15 protein-coding genes, 1 pseudogene and 1 riboswitch are annotated in these 18240 nt (G+C 70.2%); of the genes and pseudogenes, 12 read left to right on the forward strand and 4 right to left on the reverse strand.

The genetic code is table 11. The annotated features are described in order from the left end of the window. Positions 1-53 precede the first annotated feature (53 nt). The 7 genes from ABGI63_RS01040 to ABGI63_RS01070 all read left to right on the forward strand — a co-directional run bounded on the left by ABGI63_RS01040 (position 54) and on the right by ABGI63_RS01070 (position 6922). Positions 54-1574: a YifB family Mg chelatase-like AAA ATPase gene (locus tag ABGI63_RS01040; RefSeq protein WP_349740613.1), complete on the forward strand. Its 1521-nt coding sequence runs from the start codon at positions 54-56 to the stop codon at positions 1572-1574. Between the two features lie 111 nt (positions 1575-1685). Beyond that, positions 1686-2651, forward strand: coding sequence for a TRAP transporter substrate-binding protein (locus ABGI63_RS01045; protein ID WP_272646212.1), 966 nt, complete (start codon positions 1686-1688; stop codon positions 2649-2651). A 9-nt stretch (positions 2652-2660) separates the two neighbouring features. Further along, on the forward strand, positions 2661-3170 hold the full coding sequence (locus ABGI63_RS01050; RefSeq protein WP_349740614.1) for a TRAP transporter small permease: 510 nt from the start codon (positions 2661-2663) through the stop codon (positions 3168-3170). Between the two features lie 15 nt (positions 3171-3185). Then, positions 3186-4484, forward strand: coding sequence for a TRAP transporter large permease (locus tag ABGI63_RS01055; RefSeq protein WP_349740615.1), 1299 nt, complete (start codon positions 3186-3188; stop codon positions 4482-4484). A 7-nt stretch (positions 4485-4491) separates the two neighbouring features. Next, positions 4492-5193 carry a 5-oxoprolinase subunit PxpB gene (pxpB, locus tag ABGI63_RS01060; RefSeq protein ID WP_349740616.1) on the forward strand — a complete coding sequence of 234 codons (702 nt, stop codon included), beginning with the start codon at positions 4492-4494 and terminating at the stop codon, positions 5191-5193. Further along, positions 5190-6134: a 5-oxoprolinase subunit C family protein gene (locus ABGI63_RS01065; protein WP_349740617.1), complete on the forward strand. Its 945-nt coding sequence runs from the start codon at positions 5190-5192 to the stop codon at positions 6132-6134. The genes pxpB and ABGI63_RS01065 overlap by 4 nt, the downstream gene beginning before the upstream one ends. Further along, positions 6131-6922 (forward strand): LamB/YcsF family protein, encoded by a 792-nt coding sequence (locus ABGI63_RS01070; RefSeq protein WP_432767365.1) that lies wholly within the window; start codon positions 6131-6133, stop codon positions 6920-6922. The genes ABGI63_RS01065 and ABGI63_RS01070 overlap by 4 nt, the downstream gene beginning before the upstream one ends. Here the strand turns inward: ABGI63_RS01070 and ABGI63_RS01075 are convergent. Next, the gene (locus ABGI63_RS01075) at positions 6913-7848 is read right to left on the reverse strand and encodes a LysR family transcriptional regulator (RefSeq protein WP_349740618.1); all 936 of its coding nucleotides are present in this window, start codon (positions 7846-7848) and stop codon (positions 6913-6915) included. The genes ABGI63_RS01070 and ABGI63_RS01075 overlap by 10 nt on opposite strands. Before the next feature lie 91 nt (positions 7849-7939). Here ABGI63_RS01075 and ABGI63_RS01080 point away from each other — a divergent pair, with 91 nt between their 5' ends. The 4 genes from ABGI63_RS01080 to ABGI63_RS01095 all read left to right on the forward strand — a co-directional run bounded on the left by ABGI63_RS01080 (position 7940) and on the right by ABGI63_RS01095 (position 12316). After that, complete coding sequence (locus tag ABGI63_RS01080; protein ID WP_349740619.1) at positions 7940-8812, forward strand: EamA family transporter; 873 nt, start codon at positions 7940-7942, stop codon at positions 8810-8812. Between the two features lie 77 nt (positions 8813-8889). Next, positions 8890-9345, forward strand: coding sequence for a (2Fe-2S)-binding protein (locus ABGI63_RS01085; protein WP_349741690.1), 456 nt, complete (start codon positions 8890-8892; stop codon positions 9343-9345). Then, complete coding sequence (locus ABGI63_RS01090; RefSeq protein ID WP_349740620.1) at positions 9342-11396, forward strand: xanthine dehydrogenase family protein molybdopterin-binding subunit; 2055 nt, start codon at positions 9342-9344, stop codon at positions 11394-11396. The genes ABGI63_RS01085 and ABGI63_RS01090 overlap by 4 nt, the downstream gene beginning before the upstream one ends. Further along, on the forward strand, positions 11393-12316 hold the full coding sequence (locus ABGI63_RS01095) for a helix-turn-helix transcriptional regulator (protein WP_349740621.1): 924 nt from the start codon (positions 11393-11395) through the stop codon (positions 12314-12316). The genes ABGI63_RS01090 and ABGI63_RS01095 overlap by 4 nt, the downstream gene beginning before the upstream one ends. 4 nt (positions 12317-12320) lie before the next feature. Here the strand turns inward: ABGI63_RS01095 and ABGI63_RS01100 are convergent, their stop codons facing one another. Both ABGI63_RS01100 and metH read right to left on the reverse strand, forming a co-directional pair. Beyond that, complete coding sequence (locus tag ABGI63_RS01100; RefSeq protein ID WP_349740622.1) at positions 12321-12890, reverse strand: glycine zipper 2TM domain-containing protein; 570 nt, start codon at positions 12888-12890, stop codon at positions 12321-12323. Between the two features lie 78 nt (positions 12891-12968). Then, positions 12969-15716 (reverse strand): annotated as a pseudogene (metH, locus tag ABGI63_RS01105) (methionine synthase); the annotation flags it as partial. Between the two features lie 47 nt (positions 15717-15763). Continuing rightward, a riboswitch (S-adenosyl-L-homocysteine riboswitch) is annotated at positions 15764-15861 on the reverse strand. An 86-nt stretch (positions 15862-15947) separates the two neighbouring features. On the opposite strand from metH, the gene ABGI63_RS01110 reads away from it, so the two are divergent. After that, positions 15948-17147, forward strand: a complete 1200-nt coding sequence (locus ABGI63_RS01110) for an HD-GYP domain-containing protein (protein WP_349740623.1) — start codon at positions 15948-15950, stop codon at positions 17145-17147. A gap of 1 nt (position 17148) precedes the next feature. Here ABGI63_RS01110 and ABGI63_RS01115 read toward each other — a convergent pair whose 3' ends face one another. Then, positions 17149-18210, reverse strand: a complete 1062-nt coding sequence (locus ABGI63_RS01115) for a homocysteine S-methyltransferase family protein (protein WP_349740624.1) — start codon at positions 18208-18210, stop codon at positions 17149-17151. Positions 18211-18240 lie beyond the last annotated feature (30 nt).

The following is an 18240-nucleotide window of genomic DNA, read 5'->3' on the forward strand; positions in this document are numbered from 1 at the left end:
AAACGTGCAGAATCCACCCAGGATCGGTACGCACCGGTCCCGGGGAGGAGGCTATGTCTCTGGCCGTCGTACACAGCCGGGCGCTGGACGGGCTGGCCGCCGCGCCGGTCAGCGTCGAGGTGCATCTGGCCAATGGGCTGCCGATGTTCACGCTGGTGGGCCTGGCCGAGACCGAGGTCAAGGAGTCGCGCGAGCGGGTGCGCGCCGCGCTGCTCAACAGCGGCCTGAGCTTCCCGCACAACCGCCGCATCACGGTCAACCTGGCCCCGGCCGACCTGCCCAAGGAGGGCGGCCGCTTCGATCTGCCGATCGCGCTGGGCATCCTGGCCGCCAGCGAGCAGATTGATGGCGAGCGCCTGGCCGCATTGGAGTGCGCCGGCGAACTGTCGCTGGCCGGCGAGCTGCGGCCGGTGCGCGGCGCGCTGGCGATGAGCCTGGCGCTGCGCCAGTCGGGCCTGGCCCGCGATCTGGTGCTGCCCGAGGCGAACGCCGCCGAGGCAGCCCTGGTCGGCGGCGTGGCGGTGTTCGGCGCCGCCCATCTGCTGGACCTGGTGGCCGCGCTGAGCCCGGGCGGCGAGGGGGCGGCGCTGCAGCGCGCCCGCCCCGCCACCGTCTCGCTGGCCCCGGATGTGGCCCCCGATCTGCGCGATATCAAGGGCCAGGCCGGCCCGAAGCGGGCGCTGGAGATCGCCGCCGCCGGCGCGCTGAACCTCCTGCTGATCGGCCCGCCGGGCACCGGCAAATCGATGCTGGCCCAGCGCCTGCTGGGCCTCTTGCCGCCGCTGGACGAGGAGCAGGCGCTGGAGTCGGCCGCGGTGCTGAGCCTGGCCGGCCAGTTCGAGCCGGCCCTGTGGGGGCGGCGCGTGCTGCGTGCGCCGCATCACAGCGCCTCCAGCGTGGCCCTGGTCGGTGGCGGCTCGCCGCCGAGGCCGGGCGAGATCACGCTGGCCCAGCACGGCGTGCTCTTTCTCGATGAGCTGCCCGAGTACCCCCGGGCCGCGCTGGAGGCCTTGCGCGAGCCGATGGAGAACGGCCGCATCCTGATCGCCCGTGCCGCCCGGCATGCCGAGTTCCCGGCTCGCTTTCAGCTCGTCGCGGCCATGAACCCCTGCCCCTGCGGCCAGCTGGGCAATCCGCTGGGCGAATGCCGCTGCTCGCCGGACCAGGTCTCGCGCTACCAGCGCCGGCTCAGCGGCCCCTTTCTGGACCGGCTCGACCTGCTGGTCGAGGTGCCGGTGCTGCCGCCCCAGGTGCTGGCGGCCGCGCCGGACGGCGAGCCCTCGGCCGTGGTCGCCGCCCGCGTCGCGGCCGCCCGCGAGCTGGCCCTGGCCCGCCAGGGCTGCTGCAATGCGCTGCTGAGCCCCGCCCTGCTGGAGGCTCATGCCCAGGCCGAACCGGCCGCCGGTGCCCTGCTGCAGAAAGCCGCCACCCGGCTGGGCTGGTCGGGCCGCGGCTACCACCGGGTGCTGCGGGTCGCGCGCACGATTGCCGATCTGGCCGGCAGCGCCGCCATCACGCCGGCCCATATGGCCGAGGCTGTGCAGCTGCGCCGGGGTCTGCAGACCAAGGGTTAACACCAGCCATCAGCAAATCTAGCCACGGCCCATAAAGATTTCTCGGTCGACCTCGGTGCCGGATTGGTAGACATTCGCGCCACTACCCCATTCCACACAAGGAAGCCCGAGATGAAACGCCTGTTGCTCAGCGCCACCGCCGCCGTCCTGCTCTCCAGCACCGCCCAGGCCGCCACCTGGAATATGTCGGCCGAACAGCCCGACGCCAACTACCTGACCGTCAATGTGCGCCAGTTCGCCGAGGACGTGAAGGCGGCCACCGCCGGCCAGCTGGAGTTCAAGGTGCAGAGCAATAGCGTGCTGCTGAAGCGCCCCGAGGTGAAGCGCGGCGTGCAGCAAGGCATCGTGCCGATCGGCGAGGTGCTGATGTCGGCGCTGGGCAACGAGGACGCGATGTTCGAGATCGACAGCGTGCCCTTCCTGGCCAGCTCCTTCGACGCCTCCGAGAAGCTCTGGAAGGCCGCCCGCGAGCAGATCGCCGCCCGCCTGGACAAGCAGGGCCTGGTGCTGGTCTACGGCTCGCCATGGCCGCCCCAAGGCATCTACACCAAGAAGCCGGTGGCCGCGATCGGCGACTTCAAGGGCGCGCGCTTTCGCGCCTACAGCGCCTCGACCAGCCGCATGGTCACGCTGATGGGCGCGGTGCCCACGACGATACAGACCGCCGAGGTGCCGCAGGCCTTCTCGACCGGCGTGATCGACATGATGATCACCTCGCCCGCCACCGGCGTGGACACCCAGGCCTGGGACTATGTGAAGCACTACTACGATGCCCAGGCCTTCATCCCGCAGGCCATCGTCATCGCCAACAAGCGTTCGCTGATGGCCCTGCCCGAGGCGCAGCGCCAGGCCGTGATGGCCGCCGGTGCCAAGGCCGAGGCGCGCGGCTGGGCCCAGGCCCGCGAGCTGACCGCCAAGCTGACCCAGACCCTGGCCGCCAAGGGCATCACGGTGCAGCCGGTGCCGGCAGCCATCGCCGCCGAGCTGAACAAGGTCGGCGCAACGATGGCCGAGGAGTGGACCAAGAAGGCCGGCCCGGACGGCGCCAAGGTGCTCGACGCCTTCAACAAGAAGTAAGCGAACACCATGGCCGTCCTTGACCGTCTCTCCAAGGCCTCCGGGGCGGCCTCGGCCGTCGCGCTGGCCGCCATCGCGCTGGTGATCGCCGCGCAAATCGTCGCGCGCCTGCTGGGCCATCAGGTTCCGGCCGCCGATGATTTCGCCGCCTGGGCCATGGCGGCCTCGGCCTTCCTGGCCCTGCCCTATGCGATGCGTCATGGCGACCACATCCGCGTCACGCTGGTGCTGCAGTTCCTGCCCAAGCGCTGGGAGCGCGGCTACGAGTTGCTGGCCTCGGCGCTGGGTGTGGCGCTGGCGGTCTGGGCCGCCTGGCACACACTGCAGTTCGTGCACGGCTCCTGGCAGTACGAGGAGGTCGCACAGGGCATGTTGCGGGTGCCGCTGTGGATCCCGCAGCTGGCCATGGCCATCGGCATGCTGCTGCTGGCCCTGATGCTGATCGACCGCCTCTGGCGCGGCCTGCGCGGCCGGCCGCTGAGCGATGCGCCGGACGGCGAGACCGCCCGCACCGAATAGAAAAGGACACCTCCGATGAGCGATCTTGCACAAGCGGGCGTCCTGATGGCCCTGCTCTTCCTCTTGCTGGGCCTGGGCGTCTGGGTGGCGCTGGCCCTGATCGGTTGCGGCCTGGTGGGCCTGCTGCTGTTCACCGACGCGCCGGCCGGCGTGATCTTCGCCACCACCGCCTGGGGCTCGACAGCCAGCTGGTCGCTGACCGCGCTGCCGCTGTTCATCTGGATGGGAGAAATCCTCTACCGCACCCGTCTGGCCGAGGACATGTTCTCGGGCCTGGGGCCCTGGGTCAACGGCCTGCCGGGCCGGCTGGTGCATGTCAACGTGCTGGGCTGCGGCATCTTCGCGGCGGTCAGCGGCAGCTCGGCGGCCACCGCCGCCACCATCGGCAAGATCTCGCTGCCCGAGCTGAAGGCGCGCGGCTATGACGAGAGCATCAGCATCGGCTCGCTGGCCGGCGCCGGCACGCTGGGCCTCTTGATCCCGCCGTCCATCGTGATGATCGTCTACGGCGTCGCGGCCCAGGTCTCCATCGTCAAGCTGTTCACCGCCGGCATCCTGCCCGGCCTGATGATGATGCTGCTGTTCTCGGGCTATATCGCGATCTGGTCGCTGCGCAACCCGGCCAAGGTGCCGCGCGACGAGGAGCGCGTCGGCTGGGCCGAGCGCTTCAAGCGCCTGCGCCTGCTGCTCCCGGTGGTGCTGCTGATCGCCGGCGTGATCGGCTCGATCTATGCCGGCATCGCCACCGCCACCGAGGCCGCCACCATCGGCGTGATTGGCTCGCTGATCATCGCCGGCCTGGGCGGCTCGCTGGGCCGCGGCGCCTTCGTCGCCAGCCTGATGGGCGCGGCGCGCACCTCCTGCATGATCACCTTCATCCTGCTGGGCGCGGCCTACCTGACCAGCGCGATGAGCTTCACCGGTCTGCCGGCCAATGTCGCGCAGTGGATCGCTTCGATGAATCTGTCGGCCTATGGACTGCTGACCGTGCTGACGCTGTTCTTCATCCTGCTGGGCTGCTTCCTCGACGGCATCTCCATCGTCGTGCTGACCACGGCCGTGCTCCTGCCCGCGGTGCAGGCCGCCGGCATCGACCCGCTGTGGTTCGGCATCTACCTGATCCTGGTGGTCGAGATGGCCCAGATCACGCCGCCGGTGGGCTTCAATCTGTTCGTGATCCAGGGCATCACCGGCAAGGGCCTTTTCACCCTGGCGCGCATGGCCTTCCCCTTCTTCCTGCTGCTGGTGCTGGCGACGGTGCTGATCACGGTGTTCCCGGACATCGTGATGGTGCTGCCGCGAGCGATGGGTTGAGTCGGTCATGAACGAAGTATTTCGAATCGACGCGGTCGGCGACCGCTGCCTGCTGGTGGGGCTCGGCACGACCGTGGACCCCGAGACCAGCACCCGGGTGCATGCCTTCGTGCAGCGCCTGCGCGCCCAGCCGATCGAGGGCCTGCGCGACATCGTGCCGGCCTTCAGCACCGTGGCCCTGCACTACCGCCCCGAGTGTTTCGGACCGACCCCGTTCGCAACGCTGAAGGCCCTGCTGCTGGAGCGGCTGGCCCAGCCGCTCGACGCCCAGCAGACCGCAGCGCGCGTGATCGAGATCCCGGTCTGCTATGGCGGCGACTACGGGCCCGATCTGGAGGACGTGGCGCAGCGCTGCGGCCTGAGCAGCGAGCGCGTGATCGCGCTGCATCTGGAGTCGGCCCACCGTGTCTATATGCTGGGCTTCGCGCCGGGCTTTCCCTTCATCGGCGGCCTGAACCCGCAGCTCGCGATGCCGCGCCGCACGACGCCGCGCACCCATATCCCGCCCGGTTCGGTGGCCATCGCACGCGAGCAGACCTGCATCTACCCGCTGGAAACCCCCGGTGGCTGGAACATCCTGGGCCGCACGCCGGTGCGCCTGTTCGAGGCCGGCGCCGAGCCGCCCTGCCTGCTGGGCCCAAGCGATGCGATCCGCTTCGTGCGCATCGACGCCAACACCTATGAGGCCATGCTGGAGGCGCGGCAATGAGCATCGCTATCGAAGTCATCAAGCCGGGCGCGCAATCGCAGCTGCAGGACCTGGGCCGCTACGGCTATCAGCACCTGGGCGTGCCGGTCTGCGGCGCGATGGACGAGGTGTCGCACCGACGGGCCAATCTGCTGGTGGGCAATGCGCGCGACGAGGCCACGCTGGAGATCGTGCTGATGGGGCCCAGCCTGCGCTTCGCGGCCACGACCCAGATCGCGATCTGCGGCGCCGATCTGTCGGCCACGCTGGACGGCCAGCCAGTGGCGCTGAACGAGCGCATCGACGTGCCGGCCGGCGCCGTGCTGGCCTTCGGCCAGCGCATCAACGGCCTGCGCAGCTATCTGGCGGTGCGCGGCGGCTTCTCCGTGGCAGCGCTGATGGGCAGCCGCAGCACCTTTGTGCGCGGCGGCTTCGGCGGCCATCTGGGTCGGGCGCTGCGCAAGGGCGATCAGCTGCAGGCGGCCGACTTCAAGCCGGCCGGCGCGCCGCCGGACTTGCCCGTAGAAAGCACGCTGCCCAGCGCCGAGATCACACCGCTGCGTGTCGTGCTCGGCGAGCACTGGGCCGGCTTCACACCCGAGGCGCAGGCGCTGTTCGCCGAGGCCAGCTACCGCATCAGCCCGCAGTCCGACCGCATGGGCTACCGGCTCGAGGGCCCGGCGCTGACGCGCAGCCAGCCCGGCGAGCTGATCTCGGAGGCGGTCAACTTCGGCAGCGTCCAGGTGCCGCCCGATGGGAAACCCATCGTGCTGATGGCCGAGCGCCAGAGCACCGGCGGTTATCCGAAGATAGGCCATGTGATCAGCGTGGACCTGCCGCTGCTGGCACAGCTGGCGCCGCAGCAGGCGCTGCGCTTCGTGCCGGTCTCGCTGGAGACCGCGCAGACCCTGTATCTGCAACGTGAGCAGCAATTCGCCGCTGCACTGGGAGCCGCCTCATGACGAGCAAGACCCTGGACCTGAACCGCCTGGATCTCAACTGCGATATGGGCGAAGGCTTCGGCGCCTACACCATGGGCGACGACATCGCCATCCTCGACCATGTGACTTCGGCCAATATCGCCTGCGGCTTCCATGCCGGCGACCCGGGCACGATGCGCCGCATTGTCGGCGCGGCGGTCGCCAAGGGCGTCGCGGTCGGCGCCCATCCGGGCCTGCCCGATCTGCAGGGTTTCGGCCGCCGCGAGATGAAGATCTCGCCGGCCGAGGCCTATGCGATGGTGCTCTACCAGATCGGCGCGCTGGCCGGCTTTGCCCGCGCCGCCGGCGGCCGCCTGAACCATGTGAAGCCGCATGGCGCGCTCTACAACATGGCGGTCAAGGACCGCCAGCTCTCCGACGCGATCGCGCAGGCGGTGCGCGACTTCGATCCCGGCCTGGTCTTCTTCGGCCTGGCCGGCAGCGAGATGATCAAGGCCGCCGAAGCCCTGGGCCTGCGCGCGGCCAACGAGGTCTTCGCCGACCGCAGCTACCAGGACGACGGCTCGCTGTCGCCGCGCGGCCTGCCCGGCGCGATGATCGAAGACCCTGAGCAATCGCTGGCCCAGGTGCGCCAGATGCTGGCCGGCAGCGTCACCGCGCTGAGCGGCAAAGTCGTGCCGGTGCGCGCCGACACGCTATGCCTGCACGGCGACCAAGCCGGCGCGCTGGAGTTCGCGCGCCATATCCGCGCCGCGCTGACGACCGATGGCGTCGCGCTGCACGCACCGGGAGCCCCCGTTCAGCCCTGATCCGGCCCCAGTGGCCGCACCCAGTCGGCCCCGACCCGCTCGCAAAACCCCGCCACCACCTCGCGCACCAGGCCGACGGTCTCGCGCACCGCCGTGCTGACCCGGCCTTCGGTGATCACGCTGATCGCCATCGAGGGCAGCGGCGGCCCCTCGCACTGCCATAGCGAACCCCGCTCCAGCTGCGCGCGCACAAACACCGGCGGGATCGCCGCGATGCCATAGCCGTCGCCGGCCAGCTGGATGATGGACTCGACCGAGGGGAAGCTGCAGACCCGCGGCTCAATGTCGCGGTCGACGAAGAGCGCGCGCACATGGGCCTGCGGGCTCGATGTCTTCGAGAAGGTCAGCAGCGGCACCCGCTCCAGATCCTCCATCGTCAGCCGCCCGCTGGCCGGCAGCAGCTCGGGCCTGGCGACCCAGCGCAGCGGAAACTCGCACAGCGGCGTGACCCGGTAGTCCAGCGTGCCTATGGCCTCGGCAAAGGGGTCGTTCTGGATCATCAGGTCCAGCTTGCGCAGGCGGAACTGGTCCTGCAGATGGCGCGCGGTATCGACCGTGATGTCCGGGTTGATCTGCGGATAGCGCTCGGCCAGCTGGCGTATCAGCGGCGACAGCCAGGTGTGCACCACCGACTCGATCGCGCCGATGCGGACCCGGCCGGCCGCCGGCGCATCGGGTCGGGTCGAGAGCTTGAGCTCGCGCTCCAGCGCCAGCATGCGCTCGGCCTGGCGCAGCACCTGCTCGCCGACCTGGGTCAGGCCCAGCCGGCGTGCGCTGCGGTCCACCAGCTCGGCGCCCAGCTCGTCCTCCAGCGCGGCGATGCGCTGCGAGATCGCTGCCTGCGTGGTGTTCATCACCTGGGCGGTCTCGCGGAAGCTGCCGACCCGGGCCAGCACCACCAGGGTTTCAAGGAATTTGGTGTTCACGGCGCCCAGTGTAGGCCGTGCTCGGCCCGGGGTATTTATCTCTATATCAAGATTAATGCTACAGTTATTTATCTTGATGTAGAGGTATTAAATGGGCAATGCGTCGCAACAATCCGCCGGAGCCGACGCCTGGCTGACGGCGCTGGCGCCCGTCATCTGGGGCAGCACCTATATCGTCACGACCGAGCTGCTGCCGCCCGACCGGCCCTTCACGGCGGCGCTGATACGCTCGCTGCCGGCCGGGCTGCTGCTGGTGCTCTATGCCCGGCATCTGCCGGCGCGCGGCGACTGGGGCCGCCTGCTGGTGCTGGCGGCGCTGAACCTGGGCTTTTTCCAGGCCATGCTCTTCATCGCCGCCTACCGCCTGCCCGGCGGGCTGGCCGCCGTGGTCGGCGCCATCCAGCCCCTGCTGGTGATAGCCATGAGCTGGGCGGTGGACCGGCGCCGGCCGCCCTCGCTGGCGATAGGCGCCGGCGTCACCGGCGTGCTGGGCATGGCCGCGCTGCTGCTGTCGCCGGGCGCCGTCTGGGACCCGGTCGGCGTGGCGGCGGCGCTGGCCGGCGCCATCAGCATGGCCGCCGGCACCTATCTGGCCCGGCGCTGGCAGACCGGCATGCCGGTGCTGGCCCTGACCGGCTGGCAGCTGCTGATCGCCGGGCTGATGCTGCTGCCGCTGGCCTGGAGCGTCGATGCGCCGCTGCCCGCACTGGGCACGGGCCAAGTCCTCGGCTACGCCTATCTGTCCCTGGCCGGCGCCCTGCTCGCCTATGCGCTGTGGTTCCGCGGCATCGCCCGGCTGTCGCCGGTGGCCGTGTCCTCGCTGGGTCTGCTGAGCCCGCTGACCGCCGTGCTGCTGGGCTGGCTGCTGCTGGACCAGGCCATGGGCGGCCTGTCCCTGCTGGGCCTGCTGGTCGTGCTCGGCAGCGTGCTGGCGATGCAGCTGGCGATGAACGCCAGGCGCTGAATCTGGCGTGATTGTTCAAGACCGGGAGTGCCCGCACGCCCAAGATCGCAGCTCATCTCAAGCAGGGAGTGGCGATGATGGAAGTGATGGTCAATGGCCGGACCCGGGTCGTGCCCGAGGGCTGGCGGGACGAGCAGCTGCTGTGGGTGTTGCGCGAGGCCTGGGGCCTGGTGGGCGCCAAATTCGGTTGCGGCCTGGGCCAGTGCGGCGCCTGCACCGTGCTGCTGGATGGAGCGCCGCAGCGCAGCTGCCTGCTGCCGGTGGCGGCGGTGCAGGGCCGCACGGTGACCACGGTCGAGGGCCTGGCCGATGGCGAGCGGCTGCACCCGCTGCAACAGGCCTGGCTGGACGAGGCCGTGCCGCAATGCGGCTATTGCCAGAGCGGCCACCTGATCGCCGCTGCGGCCCTGCTGCGGCAGACACCGCAGCCCAGCGAGACCCAGATCAAGACCGCGCTGGCCGGCCATCTGTGCCGCTGCGGCAGCCAGCCCCGCATGTGCCGCGCGATCCAGCGCGCCGCCCGCGCATCATGAGGCGCCGCCAGCTGCTGGGCGCGCTGCTGAGCGTGCCCCTCCTGGCCGGCTGCTCGATGCTGCCCGTGATCCCGCGTCGCCCCGAGCCCACACGGGCCGACGCGATGGGCTGGATCAGCCATCTGGGCGCGGGCCGTTTCGAGCTGCGGCTGCCGCGCGCCGAGATCGGCCAGCACATCGGCACCGCGCTGCGCCGCATCGCGGCCGACGAGCTGGGCGTGGCCATCGGCGCGATCAGCCTGGCGCTGCCCGACAGCCGGAGCATGGCGCCGGTGCGCGCCACCGTCGGCAGCGACTCGGTCAAGGACTTCGCGCTGCCGCTGACCCAGGCCTGCGCCGCGCTGCGCGAGGCCCTGGCCGGTCGCCCGCCGCGCGAGTGGCCGGCCAGCGCGCTGCGCAGCCTGAACGGAGCGCCACGCCGACAGTCCGACGCCCTGGGCTTCGGCCACGAGATCGTGACCGGCGCGCCGCTGTTTGCGGCCGATGTGCGGCTGCCGGGCCTGCTTTACGGCCGCGTGCTGCGTGCGCCCGTGTCGCCCGAGCTGGCCTCGCGGCCCGCCGGCTTCAACGCCGCAGCGGCCCGCGCGCTGCCCGGCTTCGTGGCCCTGGTCGAGCACCCGGGGCTGACACGCGCCAACAGCCAGGGCCTTGGCCTGCTGGCCCGCACGCCGGGCGCGCTGGACCGCATCGAGGCGGCGCTGGCCCTGCAGTGGCAGGTCGAGGATGGCGACGCCGCCGATATCGAGCGCCTGCTGCAGCTGCCCGCGCAGGGCCGGCTGCGCCACCAGCTGCGCGCGGACGAGGTGGCCGAGGCCGGGGCCTGGGATGTGGACCTGGTCTTCGAGACCCCGCTGGCGGCGCACAACGGCATCGAGCCGCGCTGCGCCGTCGCCGACTACCGGGCGGCCGACCAGAGCCTGCGGCTGTGGACCGGCACGCAGGACCTGTTCTATGTGCGCGACACGCTGGTGCGGCGGCTGGCGCTGGATGCGGCCAAGGTCCAGGTGCAGGCCTGCCGCGCCGGCGGGGCTTTCGGCGCCCGCACTTTGGTGCTGGTGGAGCCGGAGGCGGCCCTGCTGTCGCGCGCGGCCGGCGCGCCGGTCAAGGTGCAGTGGACCCGCGCCCAGGAGCTGCAGCAGGGCTTCCACCGCCCGCCCTCGCGCCACCAGCTGCGGGCACGGCTGCAGGACGGCCGGGTGAGCGACTGGTGGCACCGGCTGATCAGCAGCCACATCCTGTTCACGCCGGCGGCGATGCCGCGCTGGATGCAGGGCCTGGCAGACTTCGCCGGCGACGGCGGGGTCTCGCGCGGCGCACTGCCGCCCTATGCGCTGCCGCGCCAGCGCATCGAGTTCGACGCCCGCAGGCTGCCGGTGCACACCGGCCCCTGGCGTGGCCTGGGCGCGGGGCCGAACTGCTGGGTGATCGAGAGCGCGATCGACGAATGCGCCCATCGGGCCGGCATTGATCCGCTGGCCTTCCGGCTCGCCCACCTGGACAACCCGCGCCTGCGCCGCGTGCTGCAGCGCGTGGCGCTGGCCGCCGACTGGCCGCGCCCTGCGCTCAGCGACGCACAAACCCTGCGCGGCCGCGGCCTGGCCTGCGGCATCTACAAGGGCAGTGCGTATGCGGCGGTGATCGCCGAAGTCGAGGTCGAACGGGCCAGCGGCGCCGCCCGGGTGAGCGCGATGCACTGCGCCCACGACTGCGGCCGCCTGATCCAGCCCGACGGCGTGCGCGCCCAGATCGAAGGCAATCTGGTCTGGTGTCTGGGCATGGTGCTGATCGAGGTGCTGCCGGTGGACAAGCAGGCGGGCATCACGGCCAGCGGCTTCGCCGAGGCGCCGATCCCGCGCATCCACGATCTGCCAGCCCTGCATATCGAGCTGATCGATACCGGCGAGCCCAGCGGCGGCGCCGGCGAGACCGCGATGGTGGCCGGCGCCGGGGCCATCGCCAACGCGCTGCGGGCCGCCACCGGCCGGCGCTTCACGCGGCTGCCGGTGGGTGCCGACGTTTTGAGAGCAGCAGCGGGCACACTGGCGGGATGAACACCGCCGACTTCGCCAGCGCAACGATGCTGCGCCTGCTGCTGCGCGGCATGGCTGCGCAAGGCCTGAGCCCGCCGCTGCCGCTGCCCGAGGGCGCGCGGGTGGCGCATCAGGACAAGCGGCGTGTCGTCGCGGCCATCGTCGAGCAGGGCGGCCTGGCCACGCTGCTGGCGCTGGCGCGCGAGGTCAGTCATATCGAGGGCGAGCCACTGCACCAGGTGCTGGTGGCCGCGCGCGAGCCGCTGGACTTCATGCGGCGCTGGCAGCGGCTGGAGCGCTATATCCACGCCGAGCACCGCGTGCTGCTCGAGGACGCGCCGGCCGAGGGCCGGATCAGGCTCAGGCACAGCGGCCCCGCGCCGCAGCCGGCCGAGAGCCTGGCGGTGCTGGGCGTGCTGATCGGCAGCTTCGAGGCCCTGGGCACGCAAGCGCTGCGGGTAGAGATTGCCGGCCATACGGTGCATCCACAGGCCGACGAGACCACGCTGCGCCAGCTGGCCGCCGATGATGCGATGCGGGCCTGGCAGTTCCGCTGGCGGGCGCTCAGCCCTTTGCCAAGCAGACCTTGCGCACCGGCCGATCTGCTGGCGCCGCTGCGCTGGCCACCGCTGGCGCTGGCATTGGCGCAGCGCCAGCTGGCCGACCCAGCCGCCGCGCTGCGGCTGGCCGAGGTCGCCGATGGCCTGGGCCTGTCGGGCCGCAGCCTGCAGCGCCAGCTGGCCGCCCATGGCCTGAGCTTCAGCGGCGTGATCGCCGAGACCCGCTCAAGGCTGGCGGCCTGGTGCCTGGGCAGCGGCACGCATGGCATCGCCGAGATCGGCTTTCTGTGCGGCTTTGCCGACCAGGCCCACTTCACCCGCGAGTTCACCCGCCGGGTCGGGGTGCCGCCGGCACGCTACCGGCAGGCCGGCGCTCATTGATCCCTCAGTGACGGCGCAACTCGCCGTCGCGCAGCTCGACGATGTCGCCGGCCTTCAGGCCCGGATCGCTGGCGCGCTCCAAGGTGCGGCTGCTGCCGTCCTTGTGCTCAAGGCGGACGATCCAGACGCGCTTGCTCTTCTGGCGCTTCTCGATCTCGTTGCCGGCATAGCCACCGGCCACCGCGCCGCCGACCGTGGCGATCTTCTTGCCGCTGCCGCCACCGACCTGGTTGCCCAGGATGCCGCCGATCACCGCGCCACCGATCGCACCGAGGCCGCTGCCCTCACCCTCGCGCTCCTCGCTGCGCACCGAGACGACGCGTGAGCAGTCATTGCAAAGCCGGGCTTCGGCCGCAGGCTTGGGCTCGGCGGCGGGCTTGGGTACCGGCTTGGGCACCTCGGCCTGGGCCAGCTTGGCCGGCACGGGCTTGCTGTCCTCGACCACGGCGGCCACCGGCGCTGGCGCGGCGGCCGGGTCTTGCGAAGAACGGCCCAGCGCGTAGGCGCCGGCCACCAGAGCGGCCGCTACCGCCACGATGGCAATGGTCTGGCTGGAATTCAAGGGCATGCTCATAGGGTCAACTCCGGAAACAGGGATGACACCTTAACGCAGACCGCCGGGCCGGCGCCGACCGGCAGATGTAAGCGCATGTCAGCCCAGCAACGGCGCCAGCGCGCGTTTCGCGTCAAGCTCGTCCAGCGCCATCCGCGCGGCCCAATCCTGCATCTGGTCCTCGCCGATGGTGCCGACATTGAAGTAGCTGGCCTCGGGGTGCGAGAAGTAGAAGCCGCTGACGCTGGCGGCCGGCGTCATCGCCATGCTGTCGGTCAGGCCCATCTGGATGTCCTCGGGCGCCAGCACCTTGAACAGATCGCGCTTGGACAGATGGTCCGGGCAGGCCGGGTAGCCGGGCGCCGGGCGGATGCCGCGGTACTGCTCGGCGATCATCTGCTCGTTGCTCAGCGCTTCGCCCTCCGCATAGGCCCAGAACTCCTGGCGCACGCGCTGGTGCAGGCGCTCGGCAAAGGCCTCGGCCAGGCGGTCGGCCAGGGCCTTCAGCATGATGGCCGAGTAGTCATCGTGGTCGGCCAGGAACTGCGCTTCCTTCTTGTCGACGCCCAGGCCGGCGGTGACCGCGAACAGGCCGATGTAATCCGGCACGCCGCCCTTGGCCGCGATGTAGTCGGCCAGGCAGCGATTCGGCCGCATCACGCCGTCGACCACCGGGCGCTCCGACTGCATGCGCAGGCCACGCCAGGTCATCAGCACCTCGGCGCGACTCTCGTCGCTGTAGATCTCGATATCGTCGTCGTTGACCTGGGCGGCGGGGTAGAGGCCGAACACGCCGTTGGCCGTCAGCCAGCGGCCGTCGATCAGGCGTTGCAGCATGCGCTTGCCGTCGCTGAAGACGCGCTGCGCCTCGTGGCCGACGATCTCGTCCTTCAGGATGGCCGGGAAGGGGCCGGCCAGATCCCAGGTCTGGAAGAACGGCGCCCAGTCGATGTGCTGGGCCAACTCGGCCAGGTCGTAGTTGCGGAAGACACGGCGACCGATGAACTTTGGCACCGGCGGCCGGTAGCCGGCCCAGTCCAGCGGCGTCTTGTTGGCGCGCGCCTGGGCCAGCGTCACCAGCGGGGTCTTCTTCTTGTTGGCATGCTGCTGGCGCACCTTGTCGTAGTCGGCCTTCAGCTCGTCGATATAGGCGGCCGCGCGGTCGTCGCTGAGCAGCTCGGTGCAGACGCCCACCGAGCGCGACGCATCGGGCACATAGACCACCGGACCCTCGTAATGCGGCGAGATCTTGACGGCGGTGTGGACGCGGCTGCAGGTGGCGCCGCCGATCAGCAGCGGAATCTTCTTGATGCGGAAGTAGTCGTCGCGCTGCATCTCGGCGGCCACATGCTGCATCTCCTCCAGGCTGGGCGTGATCAGGCCCGAGAGGCCGATGATGTCGGCCCCCTCGACCTTGGCGCGGGCCAGGATGTCCTGGCATGGCACCATCACGCCCATGTTCACGACCTCGTAGTTATTGCACTGCAGGACCACGGTGACGATGTTCTTGCCGATGTCATGCACATCGCCCTTCACGGTCGCGATGACGATCTTGCCCTTGGGCTTGACGTCGCCGCCGGCGGCCTCCAGCTGGCGCTTTTCTTCCTCGATATAGGGGATCAGATGGGCCACGGCGGACTTCATCACCCGCGCGCTCTTGACCACCTGGGGCAGGAACATCTTGCCCTGGCCGAACAGGTCGCCGACGATATTCATGCCGGCCATCAGCGGGCCTTCGATGACATGCAGCGGCCGGCCGCCGCCGGCCTGGATCGCGACCCAGGCCTCCTCGGTGTCTTCGACGATGAAGTCGGTGATGCCGTGCACCAGCGCATGCGAGAGCCGCGCGTTGACATCGCCGGCGCGCCAGGCCAGCCGGGCCGTGTCGTCCTTGGCCAGGCCCTTGGCGCTCTCGGCCACCTCGATCAGGCGTTCGCCGGCATCGGGGCGACGGTTCAGCACCACGTCCTCGACCCGCTCGCGCAGCGTCGCTTCCAGATCGTCGTAGACCCCCACCATGCCGGCGTTGACGATGCCCATGTCCATGCCGGCCTGGATCGCGTGGTACAGGAACACGGTGTGGATGGCCTCGCGCACCGGGTCGTTGCCGCGGAAGCTGAAGCTGACGTTCGAGACCCCGCCGCTGACCTTGGCGCCGGGCAGGTGTTGCTTGATCCAGCGGGTCGCGTTGATGAAGTCGACCGCGTAGTTGTCGTGCTCCTCGATGCCGGTGGCGATCGCGAAGATATTGGGGTCGAAGATGATGTCCTCAGCCGGGAAACCGACCTCGTCGACCAGGATCTTGTAGGCCCGCTCGCAGATCTCGATCTTGCGCTCGAAGGTGTCGGCCTGGCCCTTCTCGTCGAAGGCCATCACGACGGCGGCCGCGCCATAGCGGCGCACCAGATTGGCCTGGCGGCGGAACTCGGCCTCGCCCTCCTTCATCGAGATCGAGTTGACGATGCCCTTGCCCTGGATGCATTTCAGGCCGGCCTCGATCACCTCCCATTTGGAGCTGTCGATCATGATGGGCACGCGGGCGATCTCGGGCTCGGAGGCGATCAGGTTCAGGAAACGCACCATCGCCGCCTTGCTGTCCAGCATGGCCTCGTCCATATTGATGTCGATCACCTGGGCGCCGTTCTCGACCTGCTGGCGCGCCACCGCCAGCGCCTGCTCGAACTGCCCGGCCAGGATCATGCGGGCAAAGGCCTTGGAGCCGGTGACATTGGTGCGCTCGCCGATATTGACGAACAGCGTGCCGGCGCCGATCTGCACCGGCTCCAGCCCCGAGAGCTTCATCGGTGGCGGCGTGGTCTGGGGGGTAGCGGTGTTCATGGCGGCCTCGGCGAAAGATCGGACCGCAGGCTCACCGCGGCCACGACGAAATCATGGATCGGTGAGCGTCGTTGAAAAGGCTGGTGCCCTTGCAGATCCAAGCCTGGCGGGCTGCTGCTTGATCGCAGACCCCGTCGCAACGCTCCTCGGACCGTGGCGCATTTTACGCTGCGTCCCGGCCGCCGACTCAAGCCGGCCTCCGGCACGCCGACAATCCGTACAGAGCTCTAGCGAACCACTGTGGATCTGATACCCCTGCCCCCTCACAGCCTGCGCATCGGCCAGGTCCTGGATTTCTCCTTGCGCGACGCCGAGGGCAAGCTGCTGATCGCGCGCGGCCAGGTGCTCAGCGACAGCCCCCTGGTCCAGGCGCTGATACAGCGCGGTGCCTGGGTGCTGGCCCATGAGACCAAGGACTACCAGCGCGCGCTGGCCCACAAGGTCGACACGATGATGCACCAGGGCGCCACACTGGGCGCCATCGCCCGGGCCCAGACCAGCTACCGGCCCGATCGGGGCGGCGCCGCCGTGCCCCAGGTCAGCGACCAGGCCGCCTGGGCCGATCTGCAGCTGCGCGGCCATGCGCTGCTGCGCGAGCCCAGGGCCGAGGACTTTCTGCCGCGCTTTCAGGCGTTGCAGCAGGAGATGCTGGCGCGGGTCCAGCAGCAGACCGATGCGGCGCTGATGCTGCTGATTTTCGAGTCCAGCCAGGATTTCCAGCACTACAGCGCCCGTCACGCGTTGCTGAGCCTGCTGCTGTGCGAACTCTGCGCGCGCCAGCTGGGCTGGGCCGAGGATCTGCGCCTGGTGCTGGGGCAGGCGGCGCTGTCGATGAATATCAGCATCAGCGCGCTGCAGGACCGGCTCGCCGGCCAGGACGAACGCCCCAGCGAGGCCCATCGAGCCACGCTGGTCGGCCATGGCGACCGCAGCGCCGAGCTGCTGCGCACGCTGGGCGTGCACGACTCGCTATGGCTGCAGATCGTGCGCCTGCATCACGAGGCCGGCCCCGGGCCCTTGGCCGCGCGCTCGGTGCCGGAGCAGATGGCGCGGGTGCTGCGCCGCGTCGATCTCTACGGCGCGCGGCTGAGCCCGCGGCGCTCGCGCAAGGCCCTGTCGGGAGCCCAGGCGGCGCGTGCCGTCTATCTGGATGAGCTGCAGCAGCCCGACGAGGCCGGCGCCGCGCTGATCAAGGCCGTCGGCCTCTACCCGCCCGGCTCGCTGGTGCGCCTGGCCAATGGCGAGGTCGGCGTCGTCGCGAAGCGCGGCCACAGCGCCAACGAACCCCTGGTCGCCGCGCTGCTGGGCAAGAGCGGCGCGCCGCTGAGCGAGCCGGTGCCGCGCGACACCCGCCTGGCCAGCCAGGCCATTGCCGCCAGCCTGGCGCCGCATGAGCTCAAGCTGCTGGTCAATATGGAGCGGCTGCTGAAGCTCTACTGATTCACGCCTGCTCGGCCACCAGCTCGCTGAAGAAGCGCTGGCCACAGGCGCGCGGCTTGTAGGCCGAGACCTTTTGCGCGATGGCCGCGATATGGGCCGGGGTCGTGCCGCAGCAGCCGCCGGCGATGTTCAGGAAACCGGCGGCGGCAAACTCGCCGACCAGGCGGCCAGTCACATCGGGCGTCTCGTCGAAGCCGGTGTCGCTCATCGGGTTGGGCAGGCCGGCGTTCGGGTAACAGCTGATCGCGGTGTCGCCGGCCGCCTTGGCCAGTTCCTCGATATAGGGCCGCATCAGCGTCGCGCCCAGCGCGCAGTTCAGGCCTATGGCCAGCGGCTTGGCATGGCGCACCGAATGCCAGAAGGCGGTGACGGTCTGGCCCGAGAGAATGCGGCCCGAGGCATCGGTGACGGTGCCAGAGATGATGACGGGCAGGCGCTCGCCCGTGTCTTCCATCAGCTCGTCGAGCGCGAAGATCGCCGCCTTGGCGTTCAGCGTGTCGAAGATGGTCTCGACCAGGAACAGGTCCACCCCGCCGTCCAGCAAGCCCTTGGCCTGCTCGTAGTAGGCGGTCTTCAGCGTGTCGAAGTCGACATTGCGGGCGCCGGGGTCATTGACATCGGGGCTGATGCTGGCGGTGCGCGGCGTCGGGCCGAGCGCGCCGGCAGCGAAGCGCGGCTTGTCCGGCGTGCTGTACTTGGCGCAGGCGGTGCGGGCCAGCCGGGCGGCGGCCACATTCATCTCGAAGGCATGCTCGCCCAGCTCGTAATCCTCCTGGGCCACCGAGGTGGTGCCGAAGGTATTGGTCTCGATGATGTCGGCGCCGGCGGCCAGGTACTGCTCGTGGATCTCGCTGATGACCTCGGGCTTGGTCAGCACCAGCAGGTCGTTATTGCCCTTCAGGTCCTTGCCATGGCCGGCAAAGCGCTCGCCCCGATAATCGGCCTCGTTCAGCTTGTAGCGCTGGATCATCGTGCCCATCGCGCCGTCGAGGATGACGATGCGTTGTTGCAGAATCTCGGGCAGCTGCGCGCCGCGCGTGTAGGGTCGGGTGGAAGCGTTCATCCGACCATTTTAGAGAGCGCGTCAATACCC

The organism is Roseateles cavernae (assembly GCF_040187885.1).
GTDB lineage: Bacteria > Pseudomonadota > Gammaproteobacteria > Burkholderiales > Burkholderiaceae_C > Roseateles_E > Roseateles_E cavernae.

Bases quoted from the DNA above. Each gene is read 5' to 3' on its own strand.
- ABGI63_RS01040 (WP_349740613.1), top strand. From the start codon at position 54: ATGTCTCTGGCCGTCGTACACAGCCGGGCGCTGGACGGGCTGGCCGCC.
- ABGI63_RS01045 (WP_272646212.1), top strand. From the start codon at position 1,686: ATGAAACGCCTGTTGCTCAGCGCCACCGCCGCCGTCCTGCTCTCCAGC.
- ABGI63_RS01050 (WP_349740614.1), top strand. From the start codon at position 2,661: ATGGCCGTCCTTGACCGTCTCTCCAAGGCCTCCGGGGCGGCCTCGGCC.
- ABGI63_RS01055 (WP_349740615.1), top strand. From the start codon at position 3,186: ATGAGCGATCTTGCACAAGCGGGCGTCCTGATGGCCCTGCTCTTCCTC.
- pxpB (WP_349740616.1), top strand. From the start codon at position 4,492: ATGAACGAAGTATTTCGAATCGACGCGGTCGGCGACCGCTGCCTGCTG.
- ABGI63_RS01065 (WP_349740617.1), top strand. From the start codon at position 5,190: ATGAGCATCGCTATCGAAGTCATCAAGCCGGGCGCGCAATCGCAGCTG.
- ABGI63_RS01070 (WP_432767365.1), top strand. From the start codon at position 6,131: ATGACGAGCAAGACCCTGGACCTGAACCGCCTGGATCTCAACTGCGAT.
- ABGI63_RS01080 (WP_349740619.1), top strand. From the start codon at position 7,940: ATGGGCAATGCGTCGCAACAATCCGCCGGAGCCGACGCCTGGCTGACG.
- ABGI63_RS01085 (WP_349741690.1), top strand. From the start codon at position 8,890: ATGGAAGTGATGGTCAATGGCCGGACCCGGGTCGTGCCCGAGGGCTGG.
- ABGI63_RS01090 (WP_349740620.1), top strand. From the start codon at position 9,342: ATGAGGCGCCGCCAGCTGCTGGGCGCGCTGCTGAGCGTGCCCCTCCTG.
- ABGI63_RS01095 (WP_349740621.1), top strand. From the start codon at position 11,393: ATGAACACCGCCGACTTCGCCAGCGCAACGATGCTGCGCCTGCTGCTG.
- ABGI63_RS01100 (WP_349740622.1), bottom strand. From the start codon at position 12,890: ATGAGCATGCCCTTGAATTCCAGCCAGACCATTGCCATCGTGGCGGTA.
- ABGI63_RS01115 (WP_349740624.1), bottom strand. From the start codon at position 18,210: ATGAACGCTTCCACCCGACCCTACACGCGCGGCGCGCAGCTGCCCGAG.